The organism is Streptomyces sp. NPDC051310, assembly GCF_044455245.1.
Classification (GTDB): domain Bacteria; phylum Actinomycetota; class Actinomycetes; order Streptomycetales; family Streptomycetaceae; genus Streptomyces.
On record NZ_JBITEO010000005.1, the window covers coordinates 310,468 to 326,911 of the forward strand.

At 73.6% G+C, this 16,444-nt stretch carries 15 protein-coding genes; 10 read left to right on the forward strand and 5 right to left on the reverse strand.

Annotated features, from left to right (window positions below; all coding sequences use genetic code 11):
• Positions 1–6: 6 nt before the first annotated feature.
• Positions 7–1,260, reverse strand: a complete 1,254-nt coding sequence (locus ACIA79_RS10520; RefSeq protein ID WP_399427776.1) for an adenylate/guanylate cyclase domain-containing protein — start codon at positions 1,258–1,260, stop codon at positions 7–9.
• 108 nt (positions 1,261–1,368) lie between these two features.
• Positions 1,369–2,259 carry a biotin--[acetyl-CoA-carboxylase] ligase gene (locus ACIA79_RS10525; protein ID WP_399427777.1) on the reverse strand — a complete coding sequence of 297 codons (891 nt, stop codon included), beginning with the start codon at positions 2,257–2,259 and terminating at the stop codon, positions 1,369–1,371.
• 109 nt (positions 2,260–2,368) lie between these two features.
• On the opposite strand from ACIA79_RS10525, the gene ACIA79_RS10530 reads away from it, so the two are divergent.
• The 4 genes from ACIA79_RS10530 to ACIA79_RS10545 all read left to right on the forward strand — a co-directional run bounded on the left by ACIA79_RS10530 (position 2,369) and on the right by ACIA79_RS10545 (position 5,203).
• Positions 2,369–3,973, forward strand: coding sequence for an acyl-CoA carboxylase subunit beta (locus ACIA79_RS10530; RefSeq protein ID WP_399427778.1), 1,605 nt, complete (start codon positions 2,369–2,371; stop codon positions 3,971–3,973).
• A gap of 11 nt (positions 3,974–3,984) precedes the next feature.
• Positions 3,985–4,194 (forward strand): acyl-CoA carboxylase epsilon subunit, encoded by a 210-nt coding sequence (locus ACIA79_RS10535; protein WP_399427779.1) that lies wholly within the window; start codon positions 3,985–3,987, stop codon positions 4,192–4,194.
• Positions 4,195–4,401: 207 nt separating this feature from the next.
• Positions 4,402–4,530: a morphogenic membrane protein MmpB gene (gene mmpB / locus ACIA79_RS10540; RefSeq protein WP_399427780.1), complete on the forward strand. Its 129-nt coding sequence runs from the start codon at positions 4,402–4,404 to the stop codon at positions 4,528–4,530.
• Between the two features lie 67 nt (positions 4,531–4,597).
• On the forward strand, positions 4,598–5,203 hold the full coding sequence (locus ACIA79_RS10545) for a Maf family protein (RefSeq protein ID WP_399427781.1): 606 nt from the start codon (positions 4,598–4,600) through the stop codon (positions 5,201–5,203).
• Positions 5,204–5,303: 100 nt separating this feature from the next.
• On the opposite strand, the gene ACIA79_RS10550 is transcribed toward ACIA79_RS10545, so the two are convergent.
• Complete coding sequence (locus tag ACIA79_RS10550; protein ID WP_399427782.1) at positions 5,304–5,732, reverse strand: hypothetical protein; 429 nt, start codon at positions 5,730–5,732, stop codon at positions 5,304–5,306.
• A gap of 345 nt (positions 5,733–6,077) precedes the next feature.
• Here ACIA79_RS10550 and ACIA79_RS10555 point away from each other — a divergent pair, with 345 nt between their 5' ends.
• The gene (locus ACIA79_RS10555; RefSeq protein WP_399427784.1) at positions 6,078–7,838 is read left to right on the forward strand and encodes an acetyl/propionyl/methylcrotonyl-CoA carboxylase subunit alpha; all 1,761 of its coding nucleotides are present in this window, start codon (positions 6,078–6,080) and stop codon (positions 7,836–7,838) included.
• 116 nt (positions 7,839–7,954) lie between these two features.
• Entirely contained in the window at positions 7,955–8,539 is a 585-nt protein-coding gene (locus ACIA79_RS10560) for a TetR/AcrR family transcriptional regulator (RefSeq protein WP_399427785.1), read from the forward strand.
• Positions 8,540–8,815: 276 nt separating this feature from the next.
• Here the strand turns inward: ACIA79_RS10560 and ACIA79_RS10565 are convergent, their stop codons facing one another.
• Positions 8,816–9,748, reverse strand: a complete 933-nt coding sequence (locus ACIA79_RS10565; protein WP_399427841.1) for a DeoR/GlpR family DNA-binding transcription regulator — start codon at positions 9,746–9,748, stop codon at positions 8,816–8,818.
• Positions 9,749–9,962: 214 nt separating this feature from the next.
• On the reverse strand, positions 9,963–11,543 hold the full coding sequence (locus ACIA79_RS10570; RefSeq protein WP_399427786.1) for an NAD(P)H-quinone dehydrogenase: 1,581 nt from the start codon (positions 11,541–11,543) through the stop codon (positions 9,963–9,965).
• On the opposite strand from ACIA79_RS10570, the gene ACIA79_RS10575 reads away from it, so the two are divergent.
• The 4 genes from ACIA79_RS10575 (at position 11,542) to ACIA79_RS10590 (ending at position 16,430) form a co-directional block, all read left to right on the forward strand.
• Positions 11,542–11,979 (forward strand): gamma-glutamylcyclotransferase, encoded by a 438-nt coding sequence (locus ACIA79_RS10575; protein WP_018889198.1) that lies wholly within the window; start codon positions 11,542–11,544, stop codon positions 11,977–11,979. The two genes, ACIA79_RS10570 and ACIA79_RS10575, sit on opposite strands and share 2 nt — an antisense overlap.
• A gap of 238 nt (positions 11,980–12,217) precedes the next feature.
• Positions 12,218–13,042 (forward strand): purine-nucleoside phosphorylase, encoded by an 825-nt coding sequence (locus ACIA79_RS10580; RefSeq protein WP_399427787.1) that lies wholly within the window; start codon positions 12,218–12,220, stop codon positions 13,040–13,042.
• Positions 13,043–13,313: 271 nt separating this feature from the next.
• Entirely contained in the window at positions 13,314–14,954 is a 1,641-nt protein-coding gene (locus ACIA79_RS10585) for a phospho-sugar mutase (RefSeq protein ID WP_399427789.1), read from the forward strand.
• A 276-nt stretch (positions 14,955–15,230) separates the two neighbouring features.
• On the forward strand, positions 15,231–16,430 hold the full coding sequence (locus ACIA79_RS10590) for a hypothetical protein (RefSeq protein ID WP_399427790.1): 1,200 nt from the start codon (positions 15,231–15,233) through the stop codon (positions 16,428–16,430).
• Positions 16,431–16,444 lie beyond the last annotated feature (14 nt).

Here is a 16,444-nt window from a genome sequence, read left to right on the forward strand (position 1 = left end):
CGACCGCTACCCGGGGATCTTAGGCTCCCGCCGCGTCAGCAGCCAGGGTTCGATCACCCCGAGCCCGCGCACCGGCCGCTGCCACATCGGCTGGAGCGCGAAGCGGTACGACGGCGGAGCCTCGCCCTCCTTCTCGGCGCGGGCGATCTCCTCCGCCACCTGGGCCTCCGACACCGGGGCCTCGCCCGTGCGCGACAGCTCCTCGGCCAGCGCGCCGTCCACGAGGACCGCGTCCTTCGGCGCTATCGAGGTGAGGCGGCTCGCCAGGTTCACCGTCGTACCGAAGACATCGCCCATCCGGGTCGTCACCGTCCCGAAGGCGATGCCGACGCGCAGGGCGGGCATGGTCTCGTCGTGCGCCAGGGTCTCGATGAGCCGCAGCGCGATCTCGGCCGCGGTGCCGGCGTCGTCCGCCGCGTAGAGGACCTCGTCGCCGAGGGTCTTGATCAGCCGCCCGCCGTGCGCGGCGACCAGGTCCGCGCAGGTCGTCTCGAACGCCTCGACGAGCTCGCCGAGCTCCTCCTCCTCCAGCCGCCGGGTCAGCCGGGTGAAGCCGACCAGGTCCGCGAAACCGACCGCGAGGCGCCGGTCGACCATCTCCTCGTCGTCGGCGGCCTGCACCACGCGCCCCGTCGCCGCGGCCAGCTGCCGCCGCCACACGTACACCAGGAACTCCTGGAGCTCCGGCAGCAACAGCTCCACCAGGGGATACGTCACTTCGGTCCGGGTCATGCCCGGCTCGGGCGGCTCGGTGAGGCCCTCCAGGAACGAGTCGATCTGCCACTCGGCGAGCCTCGCCGTGGTCTGGCCGGTGGAGCGCGCCACCTGCACCGCCATCGGCTCGCTCAGCAGCCCCGCCTCGACCAGACCGGCCAGCCGGCGCAGCGCCAGCACGTCCGCCTCCGTGAGCGCCTTGGCCTGGCCGATGTCGGCGAAGCCCATGGCCCGCCAGAAGCGCGAGGCGAGGTCCATGGAGACGCCGGCCGTGCGGGCGGCCTGGAACGGCGTGTAGCGCCGGTCGGCGCCGAGGATCAATTGCTCCAGACGGATGGCGAGAGGATCGTCGGTCGGCTCCGCCGTGTGGTCGACGACGTGGTGGGGGGTCGGGTACTCGGCACCGCCGCCCCCCGGTCCGGCGTCGCGGGACCCACCGGGCGCATGGCCCGGCTCCTGGGAGTCGCCCGGCCCGCCCGGCCCGGAATCACCGGAGCCCGACCCGCTGGATCCGGACCCGCGCGAATTCGCGTCGTCGACGGTCACCGGCCGCCTCCTGCCCGTTCCCTGCGCACTGCCCTGCCGATCTGTCGCTGGATCGCCTCAACGATACGGCAGGTGTGCCCTGGCTCACGTCCGCGTTCGGCAGCGCGTTCAGTCCACCGGGCGCAGATGGACGATGTCCCCCGCGCCGACCGCCTCCCGTTCGCCTCCGTCCGCGCGGGCGACGACCAGCCTCCCGCCGCCGTCGATCGCGACGGCCTCGCCGGTCAGCGTGCGGCCGCCGGGCAGCTCGGCCCGTACGCCGCGCCCCAGGGTCGCGCAGCCCGCTGCGTACGCCTCCTGGAGCCCGCTGGCGGCCGGGTCCCCCTCGGCCGCGGTCCACCGGCCGTACCAGTGCTCCAGCGAGCGCAGGACCGCGCGCAGCAGCGGGTCCCGGTCGGTGGAGACGGCGTTCGCCAGGGCGAGCGACCCGGCGGCCGGGACGGGCAGTTCGTCGGCGCGCAGCGTGACGTTGAGCCCGAGACCGACGACGATGCCGTCGTCCCCGGCGCGCTCGGCGAGGATGCCGCCGGCCTTGCGCTCCTCCTTGCCCTGCGGCCCGGGAACTTTCACCAGCAGGTCGTTGGGCCATTTCAGCGACATGTCGACACCGGCCGCCCGGGCCAGCCCGGTGGCGGCGGCGACCCCGGTGAGCAGCGGCAGCCACGCCAGGCGCTCCGCGGGCACCCGCGGCTTGAGCAGCACGGAGAAGAAGAGGCCGGAGCGGGCGGGCGCGGACCAGGTGCGGTCGAGGCGGCCGCGGCCCGCGGTCTGCTCCTCGGCGACGAGCACGGCCCCCTCGGGCAGCGCCCCCGCCCGGGCCGCCAGGTCGGAGTTGGTGGAGCCGGTGGCGGCCACGACGTCCAGCGAGGTCCACAGGCCGCCGGGCAGCACGAGCGCGCGGCGCAGCGCGGCGGCGTTCAGGGGAGGCCGTTCGAGATCCGACCAACGGTTTCCGGAACGCGGGGACGGGCCGTGCGATGGACCAAAGGAGGGCGTCATGCAAGCCAGCGTAGGTGTGGCAAACACCGCACTGCCGAACGGTATCCGCGCCGATACGCTACGGGTCAGTAGCCAACAAACCCGTGACCAGGCAGGGAGCCGCATCCCGATGTCCGAGCCGGCAGAGCGCCAAGAGTCCCAGCCCCAGATCGACATCCACACCACCGCGGGGAAGCTCGCGGACCTGCAGCGCCGTATCCACGAGGCGACGCACGCCGGCTCCGAGCGCGCCGTCGAGAAGCAGCACGCCAAGGGCAAGCTGACCGCCCGCGAACGCATCGAGCTCCTCCTGGACGAGGGCTCGTTCGTGGAGCTCGACGAGTTCGCCCGGCACCGCTCCACCAACTTCGGGCTGGAGAAGAACCGCCCGTACGGAGACGGTGTCGTCACCGGATACGGAACCGTGGACGGGCGGCCCGTCGCGGTCTTCTCCCAGGACTTCACGGTGTTCGGCGGGGCCCTCGGCGAGGTCTTCGGCCAGAAGATCGTCAAGGTGATGGACTTCGCGCTGAAGACCGGCTGCCCGGTGGTCGGCATCAACGACTCCGGCGGCGCCCGCATCCAGGAGGGCGTCATGGCCCTCGGCATGTACGGCGAGATCTTCCGCCGCAACACCCACGCCTCGGGCGTGATCCCGCAGATCAGCCTGGTGGTCGGTCCGTGTGCCGGCGGGGCGGTCTACTCCCCCGCCATCACGGACTTCACGGTGATGGTCGACCAGACCTCGCACATGTTCATCACCGGCCCCGACGTCATCAAGACGGTGACGGGCGAGGACGTCGGCTTCGAGGAACTGGGCGGCGCCCGCACCCACAACACCACCTCGGGCGTCGCGCACCACATGGCCGGCGACGAGAAGGACGCCATCGAGTACGTCAAGTCGCTGCTGGCCTACCTCCCGTCGAACAACCTCTCCGAGCCGCCCGCCTTCCCGGAGGAGGCGGACCTGGAGCTGTCGGACGAGGACCGCGAGCTCGACACCCTCATCCCGGACAGCGCGAACCAGCCGTACGACATGCACACCGTCATCGAGCACGTGCTGGACGACGGGGAGTTCCTGGAGACGCAGGGGATGTTCGCGCCGAACATCCTCACCGGCTTCGGGCGGGTCGAGGGGTACCCGGTCGGCATCGTCGCCAACCAGCCCATGCAGTTCGCCGGGTGCCTCGACATCGACGCCAGCGAGAAGGCGGCGCGGTTCGTCCGCACCTGCGACGCGTTCAACATCCCGGTGCTGACCTTCGTCGACGTGCCGGGCTTCCTGCCGGGTGTCGGCCAGGAGCACGAAGGCATCATCCGGCGCGGCGCCAAGCTCATCTACGCGTACGCCGAGGCGACGGTCCCGCTGATCACCGTCATCACGCGCAAGGCGTTCGGCGGCGCGTACGACGTCATGGGCTCCAAGCACCTGGGCGCCGACCTGAACCTGGCGTGGCCGACCGCGCAGATCGCGGTGATGGGCGCGCAGGGCGCGGTGAACATCCTGCACCGGCGCACCATCGCGGAGGCCGAGGACGTCGAGGGGACGCGGGCGCGGCTGATCCAGGAGTACGAGGACGCCCTGCTCAACCCGTACACGGCGGCCGAGCGCGGCTACGTCGACGCGGTGGTCATGCCGTCCCAGACGCGGTCGCACCTCGTGCGCGGCCTGCGTCAGCTGCGTACGAAGCGGGAAAACCTCCCTCCGAAGAAGCACGGCAACATCCCCCTCTAAGGAGCCCCCCGATGATCAAGGTTCTGCGGGGCAATCCCACCCCGGAGGAGCTGGCCGCCGCCCTGGCGGTGGTCCAGGCGCGCGCCGCCGCTACCGCCTCGGCGGCCTCCGGCGGCGCGGAGAGCGTCCCCGAGGGCTGGTCCGACCCGTCCAGGATCGCCCGCACCCGCGGCCCGCAGCCCGGCCCGCGGTCGTGGACGCGCTCCTACTGGCCGCTCTAGGAGACGGCCCGGCACCGGGCACGGCCGGCACTGGCACCGGCACCCGGCACGGCGGCCCCCACCGACGGGTGGGGGCCGTCGCCGTACGCGGCCGGGGCCGGGCGCCACGGCCGGCGTGCGTGCGGCAGGCGAATAGTCCGACGGCACCGGGGCCCCTGAGTACGGATACTCAGGCGTGGAGCGCTTTCCGGCCTCAGGATCGAAGCCATGCTGTGGTCCGACCCGGAGAACGAACCCCCACCGGAAATGCGGGACATGCAGGCGATGCTGCGCCGCGCGGGGATCCTGCTGGCACTGGCGATGGTGCTCGCCATGTTCGTCGCGGGCCTGCACTGACGGCCGGCGCCCCCGGCACGCCGCCACGACCTGCGCCGCCCGGCGCGCCTTCCGTACGATGACGCCCATGACTGATCAGCGCCGCCGCCTCGTCCTCGCGTCCGCGTCCCCCGCCCGCCTCGGTCTGCTGCGGCAGGCCGGACTCGCCCCCGAGGTGATCGTCAGCGGCGTCGACGAGTCCAAGGTCACCGCTCCGACCCCGGCGGAGCTGGCCCTCGCCCTCGCCGAGGCCAAGGCCGCCCACGTCGCCGCCCGCCCGGAGGTCTCCGGCGCGCTGGTCATCGGCTGCGACTCGGTCCTGGAGCTCGACAAGCAGGCTCTCGGCAAGCCGGCCGACGCGGAGGAGGCCACGGCCCGCTGGAAGGCGATGCGCGGGCGCGTGGGCGTCCTGCAGACCGGCCACTGCGTGTACGACACGGCCGCCAAGCGCTACGCGTCGGCCACCGCCTCCACCCTGGTCCGGTTCGGCGAGCCGACCGACGACGAGATCGCCGCCTACGTGGCCAGCGGGGAGCCCCTCCACGTGGCGGGGGCCTTCACCCTCGACGGCCGCTCGGCCCCCTTCATCGACGGCATCGACGGCGACCCGGGCAACGTCATCGGCCTGTCCCTGCCGCTGCTGCGCAAGCTGCTGGGGCAGCTGGGCGTCGAGATCACCGCCCTGTGGGCGTGACGTCCCCCGTTCGCCGGACCCCCCGGGCCGCCCGCCGCGACGGTTTCCCCGCAGGGAGGGCGGCCGGGGCTCGCCGTCAGGCGGTGGCAGGGGCGGGCGGCTACGCCGTCGCCTCGCCCGCGCCCGGCGCCACGGTCTCCCGCGCGTACAGCACCAGCGAGGCCACGAGGAGCCCCAGCATGGCCATCATGAACGCGAAGGCGGCCCAGCCCAGCAGGCCGACCGCCAGGGCCCCCAGGACGCCGTGGGTGATGGCGCAGGAGATCAGCACGATGCGCACGGCGCGGCCGGGCGAGCGGTCCCGGAAGCACAGGACGAGCAGCAGGACGCCGCTCAGGGCCAGGAACGCGCCGAGGACGCCGCCCATCGCCCAGGTGCCCGCGATCATGGCGTCGGGGTCCAGGCCGGCCAGCGACATCCGCTGGTTGCCGAGGACCTCGGTCAGCACCGCGTGGACCGCGACGGCGCCCACCGCCTCGATGAGCAGCGCGATCCCCGCCGCCAGGGCTATCGGTCTGCGGGCCACCACGGGTACCCCCTGACTGTTACCAGCAGTACGGACGACGACGCGAAGGCTACTGACTGGTAAACCTTTGGACAAGGGTCCTGACAGCGCCGCAAAGAATCATTCGCCCATTCGTAGGGACTCCACAAAGAAACGGGATACCGCGCTGGCCCGCCGGACAGAGACCTTGACCACACCCCGGGGCTACTGTGCCGGGAAGAAGCCCTGCGTAACGTGGTGCGACAAGGGGTTTCCCGCCTCGGTACCGCCTCGGATCACGCTCCGTGTGGGCAAGCTCACTAGTGGGGACGGGTCGAAAGGCCGTGTCGGCAGTCCCTAAACTCAGCTTGTTTCAAGGAGGGAGCCATCGTGCGCAAGGTGCTCATCGCCAACCGTGGCGAAATCGCTGTCCGTGTCGCCCGTGCCTGCCGGGACGCCGGGATCGCGAGCGTAGCCGTCTACGCCGATCCGGACCGGGACGCCCTGCACGTCCGTGCGGCCGACGAGGCGTTCGCTCTGGGCGGTGACACCCCGGCCGCCAGTTACCTGGACATGGCCAAGGTGCTCCAGGCCGCAGCCGACTCCGGCGCGGACGCCATCCACCCCGGATACGGGTTTCTCTCCGAGAACGCGGAGTTCGCCCAGGCGGTGATCGACGCCGGACTGACCTGGATCGGCCCGCCGCCGCAGGCCATCCGCGATCTGGGGGACAAGGTCGCCGCCCGGCACATCGCCCAGCGCGCCGGTGCGCCGCTGGTCGCGGGCACCCCCGACCCGGTGTCGGGCGCCGACGAGGTCGTCGCCTTCGCCGAGGAGCACGGGCTGCCCATCGCGATCAAGGCGGCGTTCGGCGGTGGCGGGCGCGGCCTGAAGGTCGCCCGCACGCTGGAGGAAGTGCCGGAGCTGTACGACTCGGCCGTCCGTGAGGCCGTCGCCGCCTTCGGCCGCGGCGAGTGCTTCGTCGAGCGCTACCTCGACAAGCCGCGCCACGTCGAGACGCAGTGCCTGGCCGACCAGCACGGCAACGTCGTCGTCGTGTCGACGCGTGACTGCTCGCTCCAGCGCCGCCACCAGAAGCTGGTGGAGGAGGCTCCCGCGCCGTTCCTGAGCGCCGAGCAGAACGCCGAGCTGTACCGCGCCTCCAAGGCGATCCTCAAGGAGGCCGGCTACGTCGGCGCCGGCACCGTCGAGTTCCTCGTCGGCATGGACGGCACGATCTCCTTCCTGGAGGTCAACACCCGTCTCCAGGTCGAGCACCCGGTCACCGAAGAGGTCAGCGGCATCGACCTGGTCCGCGAGATGTTCCGCATCGCGGACGGCGAGGAGCTGGGCTACGACGACCCGCCGCTGCGCGGCCACTCCTTCGAGTTCCGCATCAACGGCGAGGACCCGGGCCGCAACTTCCTCCCCGCCCCCGGCACGGTGACCACCTTCGCGCCGCCGTCGGGTCCGGGCGTGCGCCTGGACGCGGGCGTGGAGTCCGGCAGCGTCATCGGCCCGGCGTGGGACTCGCTGCTCGCCAAGCTCATCGTCACGGGTGCCACCCGCGAGCAGGCGCTCCAGCGCGCGGCGCGGGCGCTGGAGGAGTTCCAGGTCGAGGGCATGGCCACGGCCATCCCCTTCCACCGCAAGGTCGTCACCGACCCGGCGTTCGCCCCGGCCGAGGGCCCGTTCACGGTCCACACCCGCTGGATCGAGACCGAGTTCGTCAACGACATCAAGCCGTTCGCCGCGCCCGCGGCCGGCGAGGCCGAGGAGGAGCCGGGCCGCGAGACGGTCGTCGTCGAGGTCGGCGGCAAGCGTCTGGAGGTCTCCCTGCCCTCCTCGCTCGGTATGAGCCTGGCCCGCACGGGCCTGGCCGCCGGCGCCAAGCCCAAGCGCCGCGCCGCGAAAAAGTCCGCCTCCGCCGCCTCCGGCGACACCCTCGCCTCCCCGATGCAGGGCACGATCGTCAAGGTCGCCGTGGAGGAGGGCCAGGAGGTCAAGGAGGGCGACCTCATCGTGGTCCTGGAGGCCATGAAGATGGAGCAGCCGCTGAACGCGCACCGCGCGGGCACGGTCAAGGGCCTGTCCGCCGAGGTCGGCGCCTCGGTGACCTCCGGCGCCGCCATCTGCGAGATCAAGGACTGACCCGGCGGGTCAGCAGCGCCACCGGCAGGGGGCCTGCCCGGAATCTCTCCGGGCAGGCCCCCTGCCGTCGCAATGGCATGCTGGAGGCACGAGGAGGAGCCAGGGAGGACGGCGCCATGACGACGAGCACGGCAGCGGGCGCTGCGGTCCGGCCCATGCGGGCCGACGCGCGCCGCAACTACGAGCGCCTGCTGGCCGAGGCCCGCTCCGCCTTCGCCGAGCACGGCACCGACGCGGCGCTGGAGGACATCGCGCGGCGCGCCGGGGTGGGGATCGGCACCCTGTACCGGCACTTCCCGAACCGGCACGCGCTGATGAGCGCGGTGTTCCAGGAGGCGCTGGCCGCGCTGCTGGAGCGGTCGCGGCAGCTCGCCGACGCGGACAGGCCGTGCGAGGCGCTCGTGGAGTGGCTGCGCGCCATCGTCACGCACGCGGGCGAGTACCGGGGCCTGGCGAGCGCGCTCATGTCGGCTTCGCACGACCGGAGTTCGGCCCTGTCGGCGTGCAACGTACCGCTGCGGGAGGCGGGCGCCCGGCTGCTGGATCGGGCGGTGGTCAGCGGTGCCGTACGGGACGGGGTCTCGATCGACGACCTGATGCAGCTGACCAACGCGATCGCCCTGGCGGCCGAACAGTCACGGGAGGATCCGGAGTTGGCCGACCGCCTGCTGATGCTGACCCTGCGCGGCCTGAAGGCCTGACCCCTGGCGGCCTGAACCCGCGCGGGCCGCACCTCTGCGTGGGCCGGCACCCGCGCAGGGGGACGCCGTGCGGGCCGGCACCCTCGGTGGCGTGCCCTTGCGGGCTCGGCCCTCGCAGACCTGAGCTCCCGCGGGCCGACAGCGTGCCGGCCGGCGCCGGGCGCTTGCCCCGTGCGGCCCGACACGGTCCCTGCCCGCGGTACCTCGCCCGATCCCGGGTCCCGGCCCCGGCACCTCGCCCGGTCCCGGTCCCGGATCGTGCCCGGTCCCGCCGCGTCAGCGGCGCCGCAGGTCCGCCACGCGGGCGCCGCGCTCGGACGCCCGGTCCTCCGCCGCCAGGGAGGCCGCCGCGGCCGAGCGCAGGGTGCCGCCGCCGGGGTGCCGGGTGCCGCCGCGCTGGCCGGGCAGCGGAACGTCACGGCGGTGCTGGCGGCCCGGTGGGGCGCCTTCGGTGCCGGAGGGCCCGGTGCCGGCGACCGTGATCTGGACGCCCTGGTCGGCGAGGGCCTGGAGCTCGGTGGCGGCCCGCTCGTCATGGGCGGGCGGCTCGTCGGTGACCAGGCGCGTGATCACGTCCGTCGGCACGGTCTGGAACATCGTGTCGGTGCCGAGCTTGGTGTGGTCGGCGAGCACCACGACCTCCGCGGCCGCCTGGACCAGCGCCCGGTCCACACTCGCCGAGAGCATGTTGGAGGTGGACAGGCCCCGCTCGGCGGTCAGCCCGCTCCCGGACAGGAACGCCCGCGAGACGCGGAGCCCCTGGAGGGACTGCTCGGCCCCGCTGCCCACCAGCGCGTAGTTGGAGCCGCGCAGCGTGCCGCCGGTCATGACGACCTCGACACGGTTGGCGTGCGCCAGCGCCTGGGCCACCAGCAGCGAGTTGGTGACCACGGTCAGCCCGGGGACGCGGGCGAGCCGGCGGGCCAGCTCCTGGGTGGTGGTCCCGGCGCCGACGACGATCGCCTCGCCCTCTTCGACGAGAGCCGCGGCCACATCGGCGATGGCCGTCTTCTCCGCGGTCGCGAGATGGGATTTCTGCGGGAAGCCGGACTCTCGCGTGAAACCGCCCGGCAGTACCGCACCGCCGTGCCGGCGGTCGAGGAGTCCTTCCGCCTCCAGGGCCCGCACGTCTCGCCGTACGGTCACTTCGGAGGTCTGGACGACGCGGGCGAGCTCCCGGAGCGAAACCGCCCCGTTGGCGCGCACCATTTCGAGGATCAACTGACGACGTTCTGCAGCGAACACGAAACTGACAGTAACCCCAGCCACCGCGTGTTTGCAGCAGTATGCGCCGATTACGAGAAGTTGCGAACAGACGGGACCGCCCAGTGGTAATGGGCGGCCCCGTCCGTGTACGTACCGCGACCGGCCGATGTCCCGACTTGCCAGGGGTTGCCGGGTGTTGTCCCTGCGCGGGCCGGTCCTAGACCTCGGCCGACGTCTTCCGGGTGTGCAACTGCCGTGCCACCTCGGCGATCGAGCCCGACAGCGACGGGTACACCGTGAAAGCGTTTGCGATCTGTTCGACGGTCAGATTGTTGTCGACCGCGATCGAGATGGGGTGGATCAGTTCGCTGGCCCGCGGCGAGACCACCACGCCGCCGACCACGATGCCGGTGCCCGGACGGCAGAAGATCTTGACGAAGCCGTCCCGGATGCCCTGCATCTTGGCGCGCGGGTTGCGCAGCAGCGGCAGCTTGACGACCCGGGCGTCGATCTTGCCGGCGTCGACGTCGGCCTGGGTGTAACCGACCGTGGCGATCTCCGGGTCGGTGAACACGTTGGACGACACGGTCTTCAGGTTCAGCGGGGTGACCGCGTCGCCGAGGAAGTGGTACATCGCGATGCGGCCCTGCATGGCGGCGACCGAGGCGAGGGCGAAGACACCGGTGACGTCACCGGCCGCGTACACGCCGGGCGCCGAGGTGCGGGAGACCTTGTCGGTCCAGATGTGGCCGGAGTCCTTGAGCCGCACGCCGGCCTCCTCCAGCCCCATCCCGTCGGTGTTCGGGATGGCGCCGACGGCCATCAGGCAGTGCGAGCCGGAGATGACCCGCCCGTCGGCGAGGGTGACCTCGACCCGGTCGCCCACCCGCTTGGCGGACTGGGCCCTGGAGCGGGCCATGACGTTCATGCCGCGGCGCCGGAAGACGTCCTCCAGGACCGCCGCCGCGTCGGGGTCCTCGCCGGGCAGCACCCGGTCGCGGGACGAGACGAGCGTGACCCGGGAGCCGAGCGCCTGGTAGGCGCCGGCGAACTCGGCGCCCGTGACACCGGAACCGACCACGATGAGCTCCTCGGGGAGCTCGTCCAGGTCGTACACCTGCGTCCAGTTGAGGATGCGCTCGCCGTCCGGCAGGGCGTCGGGGATCTCGCGCGGGTGGCCGCCGGTGGCGATCAGGACGGCGTCGGCGGTGAGCGTCTCCTCCGTGCCGTCGGCGGCGGTGACGACCACCTGGCGGGAGCCGTCCATGGCCTGGCGGCCGTCGAGCCGGCCCCGGCCGCGCAGCACGCGTGCGCCCGCCCGGGTGACGGAAGCGGTGATGTCGTGCGACTGGGCGAGGGCCAGCCGCTTGACGCGCCGGTTGACCTTGCCGAGGTCGACGCCGACGATCCGGGCCGCCTGGTCGATGTGCGGGGTGTCGTCCGCGACGATGATGCCGAGCTCCTCGTGGGAGGAGTCGAAGGTGGTCATCACCTCGGCCGTGGCGATGAGGGTCTTCGAGGGTACGCAGTCGGTCAGGACGGACGCTCCGCCGAGGCCGTCGGTGTCGACGACGGTCACCTCCGCGCCGAGCTGGGCGGCCACCAGGGCCGCCTCGTATCCGCCGGGTCCGCCACCGATGATCACGATCCGGGTCACAGGGGTTACGCCTCGCGCTCTCGTCACGGCAGGGATGCAAGTACGTACCCCATTGTCCCGCACGGCCGGGCGTGCTTCCCGCCGGGTCCCCTCCCCGGGGAACAGCGCCCGCACCGGCCGCTCCCGTACCCTCGGACCCATGTCGCTCTACGCCGCGTACGCCGGCAACCTCGACGCGCGGCTGATGACCCGCCGCGCACCGCACTCCCCGCTGCGCGGCACGGGCTGGCTCAACGGCTGGCGGTTGACGTTCGGCGGTGAGCAGATGGGCTGGGAGGGGGCGCTGGCCACGATCGTGGAGGCGCCGCGCTCGCAGGTCTTCGTCGCGCTGTACGACATCGCCCCGCTGGACGAGGACTCCATGGACCGCTGGGAGGGCGTCGGCCTGGACATCTACCGGCGCATGCGCGTGCGCGTGCACACGCTGGACGGCGAGGAGCCGGCCTGGGTGTACGTGCTCAACGGCTACGAGGGCGGGCTGCCCTCCGCGCGCTACCTGGGGGAGATCGCGGACGCGGCGGAGTCGGCGGGCGCGCCGCACGACTACGTGATGGAGCTGCGCAAGCGCCCCTGCTAGAAGGGGGTCGCGCCGGCCGCGGCAGGCCGACGGGACGCCTCCCGAGGGGGTCCGCCCCGGGCTTTCGTCGGAAACGACAAGGCAACGATCGCGGCTCCGTGGGCATCGTCATCTACGCGCGTAGGCAATCTCGGGCTAGGCTTTTGCCGTACTGCATTTCTCCGGGGCCGGCCCCCGGACCCCCGGGTCCTCAGCGAGCGGTCCGGGGCGACTGTTACTTCGCGAGGCGAGAGACTCTGTGAACGCAACTGCCACCCCGGACCACCTCCAGGGCGACCCCTACGCCGCCGCCGCCGACGCCGCCGTGCGCCTGCGCGAGCTGACCGGCGCCGAGACCCACGACGTCGCCCTCGTGATGGGCTCCGGCTGGGCGCCGGCCGTCGACGCGCTCGGCGCTCCCGAGGCCGAGTTCCCGGTCACGGAGCTCCCGGGCTTCCCGCCACCGGCGGTCGAGGGCCACGGCGGCCGCATCCGCTCGTACCGGATCGGCGCCAAGCGGGCCCTGGTCTTCCTGGGCCGCACCCACTTCTACGAGGGACGCGGCGTCGCCGCCGTCGCCCACGGCGTGCGCACCGCGGTGGCCGCCGGCTGCAAGACCGTCGTGCTGACCAACGGCTGCGGCGGCCTGCGCGAGGGCATGCGCCCCGGCCAGCCGGTCCTGATCAGCGACCACATCAACCTCACGGCCACCTCCCCGATCGTGGGCGCCAACTTCGTCGACCTGACGGACCTGTACTCGCCGCGGCTGCGCGCGCTGTGCAAGGAGGTCGACGAGACGCTGGAGGAGGGCGTGTACGTCCAGTTCCCCGGCCCGCACTACGAGACCCCGGCCGAGATCAACATGGTCCGCGTGCTGGGCGGCGACCTGGTCGGCATGTCCACGGTCCTGGAGGCCATCGCGGCCCGCGAGGCGGGCGCCGAGGTCCTCGGCATCTCCCTCGTCACCAACCTGGCCGCGGGCCTGTCGGGCGAGCCGCTGAACCACGAGGAGGTCCTCCAGGCGGGCCGCGACTCCGCCGCCCGCATGGGCGAGCTCCTCACCCGGGTCCTGGACCGCATCTAGGTCTCCGGGCAGGGCCGGACCGGTCCCGCGAACCGGCGGAATCCGGGAAGCAGGCTCGGCCCCCGGCCCCGCCGCCCGCACGCACGGCCGTGCGGGGCACGCCTCCCCGAGGCCCGGCCCCGGAGCCCTCGCGGGCCCCGGGGCCGCGCCGTGCCGCCGCCGGACGCCGGTGTGCGCGGCCATCCGGGCCCACGGGCCGCGGCCGCAAAGACGGCGCGGGGTACCCGTAGCGCAGACACATCCCGTACGACACCCAGAGAGGCAGACCACCGTGCAGCAGAACCTCATCGCGCAGGCGGAGGCGTGGCTGGCCGAGGACCCGGACAGCGAGACCCGCGACGAGCTGGCCAAGCTCATCGAGGCGCGGGACCTCGACGCGCTCGCGGACCGGTTCGGCGGCACGCTCCAGTTCGGGACGGCCGGGCTGCGCGGGGAGCTCGGCGCCGGACCCATGCGGATGAACCGGGCCGTGGTCATCCGGGCCGCCGCCGGGCTGGCCGCGTACCTGAAGGCGCAGGGCCACGCCGGCGGCCTGGTCGTCATCGGCTATGACGCCCGCTACAAGTCCGCCGACTTCGCGCGGGACACCGCGGCCGTGATGACCGGCGCCGGGCTGCGCGCGGCGGTCCTGCCCCGCCCGCTGCCGACGCCCGTGCTCGCGTACGCCATAAGGCACCTGGGCGCGGTCGCCGGCGTCGAGGTGACCGCCAGCCACAACCCGCCCCGCGACAACGGCTACAAGGTGTACCTGGGCGACGGCTCGCAGATCGTGCCGCCGGCCGACGCGGAGATCGCCGCCGAGATCGCCGCGGTCGCGAGCCTGCACGACGTCCCCCGGCCGGAGAGCGGCTGGGAGACGCTCGGGGACGAGGTCCTGGCGGCCTACCTGGAGCGTACGGACGCCGTGCTGACCCCCGGTTCCCCGCGCACCGCGAACGTCGTCTACACCGCCATGCACGGCGTCGGCAAGGACGTGGTCCTGGCGGCCTGGGAGCGGGCCGGCTTCCCGGCGCCCGTGCTGGTCGAGGAGCAGGCCGAGCCGGACCCGGCGTTCCCGACCGTCGCCTTCCCCAACCCCGAGGAGCCGGGCGCGATGGACCTCGCGTTCGCCCGGGCACGGGAGACGGGGCCGGACATCGTGATCGCCAACGACCCCGACGCCGACCGCTGCGCCGTCGCCGTCCCGCACGAGGGCGACTGGCGGATGCTGCGCGGCGACGAGGTCGGCGCGCTGCTCGCCGCCCACCTGGTCCGCAAGGGCGTGACCGGCACCTTCGCCGAGTCGATCGTGTCCTCGTCGCTGCTGGGCCGGATCGCGGAGGCGGCCGGGCTGCCGCACGAGGAGACCCTGACCGGCTTCAAGTGGATCGCCCGCGTGGAGGGCCTGGCCTACGGCTACGAGGAGGCGCTGGGCTACTGCGTCGACCCCGGGGGCGTGCGCGACAAGGACGGCATCACGGCGGCGCTGCTCGTCGCCGAGCTGGCCTCCGTGCTCAAGGAGGAGGGCCGGACGCTCTGCGACCTGCTGGACGACCTGGCCGTCGCGCACGGCCTGCACGCCACCGACCAGCTGTCGGTCCGCGTGGAGGACCTGAGCGTCATCGCGAACGCCATGCGCCGGCTGCGCGAGCAGCCGCCGGCCGCGCTCGCGGGGCTGACGGTGACGTCCGCCGAGGACCTGACGCGGGGCAGCGCCGCGCTGCCGCCCACCGACGGTCTGCGGTACCACCTGGACGGCGCCTTCAAGGCCCGTGTCATCGTCCGCCCCAGCGGCACCGAGCCGAAGCTCAAGTGCTACCTGGAGGTCGTCGTGCCGGTCGCCGACGCGAGCGGGCTCGCCGCCGCGCGCGCCGAGGCCGACCGCGTGCTCGGGGCGGTCAAGCGGGACCTGGCGGCCGCCGCCGGGATCTGACGGCCCGCCCCCGCGGGGATCCGGGATCCGACAGCCCGCGCCGGACCCTGGATCCGACGACCGCCCCGCGGGGACCCTGGATCCGACAGCCCGCCCCCGCGAGGCCCCGCGCCCTTCCCCCGCCTTCACGTGCCCGTACGGAGACGCTCCGTACGGGCACGGCTTTTCCCGTAGGGGTGAATCTCGTACGGCAGGTGACGCACGGCTCCGGTACGCGGCCCGGTCCGCCGAGCAGGGTGACCCGGTACCGCAGCCGAGCAGCCCCTGGAGCCCGCCGTGCCGCCGTCGGTGACCACCGCACGTCCGACCGTCCCCGCGTCCCGGCGGCCCCCGTCCCCCGTGGCCGGGCGCGTCCGCGGCGGGGCCGCCCGCTCGGCCCGCTCGCTGCGGTACGCCGCGCCCGCGCTGACGGGGTACCTGGTGGTGCGCCTCTTCGGGCTGCTGGTGCTGGCCCGCTGGGCGCACCTCAAGGGCCACGGCGTGTGGCCGACGCTCGCCACCTCGTGGGACTCCAACTGGTACCTGGGCATCGCGGACCACGGCTACCAGCACGGGCTGGGCACCCGGATGGACTCCAACAACCTGGCGTTCTTCCCGCTCTACCCGGTGCTGGTGAAGGCGGTCGCGGGCGTCACGCCCGGCTCGCGCGCGTCGGTGGGGCTGGTCCTGGCGGTCGGTTTCTCGCTCGTCGCGGCCTGGGGCGTCTTCGCGGTCGGCGACCGGGTGTGCGGGCGCCGGACCGCCACCGTCCTCACGGTGCTGTGGGGCGCCCTGCCGGTCGCGGTCGTCCAGTGGATGGGCTACACCGAGTCGCTGTTCACGGCGCTCGCCGCCTGGGCGCTGTACGCGGTCCTCACCGGCCGCTGGCACACGGCGGCCGCCCTCGCGGTGCTCGCCGGGCTGACCCGCCCCACCGGGATCGCGGTGGCGGCGGCGGTGTCCGTCACGGGCCTGCTCGCGGCGGGGAGCACCCGCGCGCGGGCACCGCTGGCCGCGGCGCTCACCGCGCCGCTCGGCTGGCTGGCGTACGTGGCGTGGGTGGGCGCCCGGGTGGGGCGCTGGGACGGCTACTTCGCGGTGCAGCGGCTGTGGCGCAACGAGTGGGACGGCGGCGCGGGCACCCTGCGCGAGCTGCGGGACCTGCTCGTCTACGACCGGAACCCGCAGCTGTTCCTGGTCGCCGTGTCGGCGGTGCTGGTGATGTCGGCCGCCGCGTACGTCCTGTGCCTGGCCGACCGGCAGCCGCCGGCGCTGCTCGTGTTCAGCGGGGTCCTGCTGCTGGTGGTGCTGGGCAGTGACGGCGTGTACTTCCCGCGCGCCCGCTTCCTGGTGCCCGCCTTCCCTCTGCTGCTGCCGCTCGCGGCGGCGGTGTGCCGGGCCGGGCGGGTGGCGGCGGTGCTGGTGCTGGGCGGGGCCGCGCTGTCGTCGGCGTGGCTGGGCGGGTACATGCTGCTGGTGTGGCCCGGGCCGCCGTAGGACGCGGCGCGGCG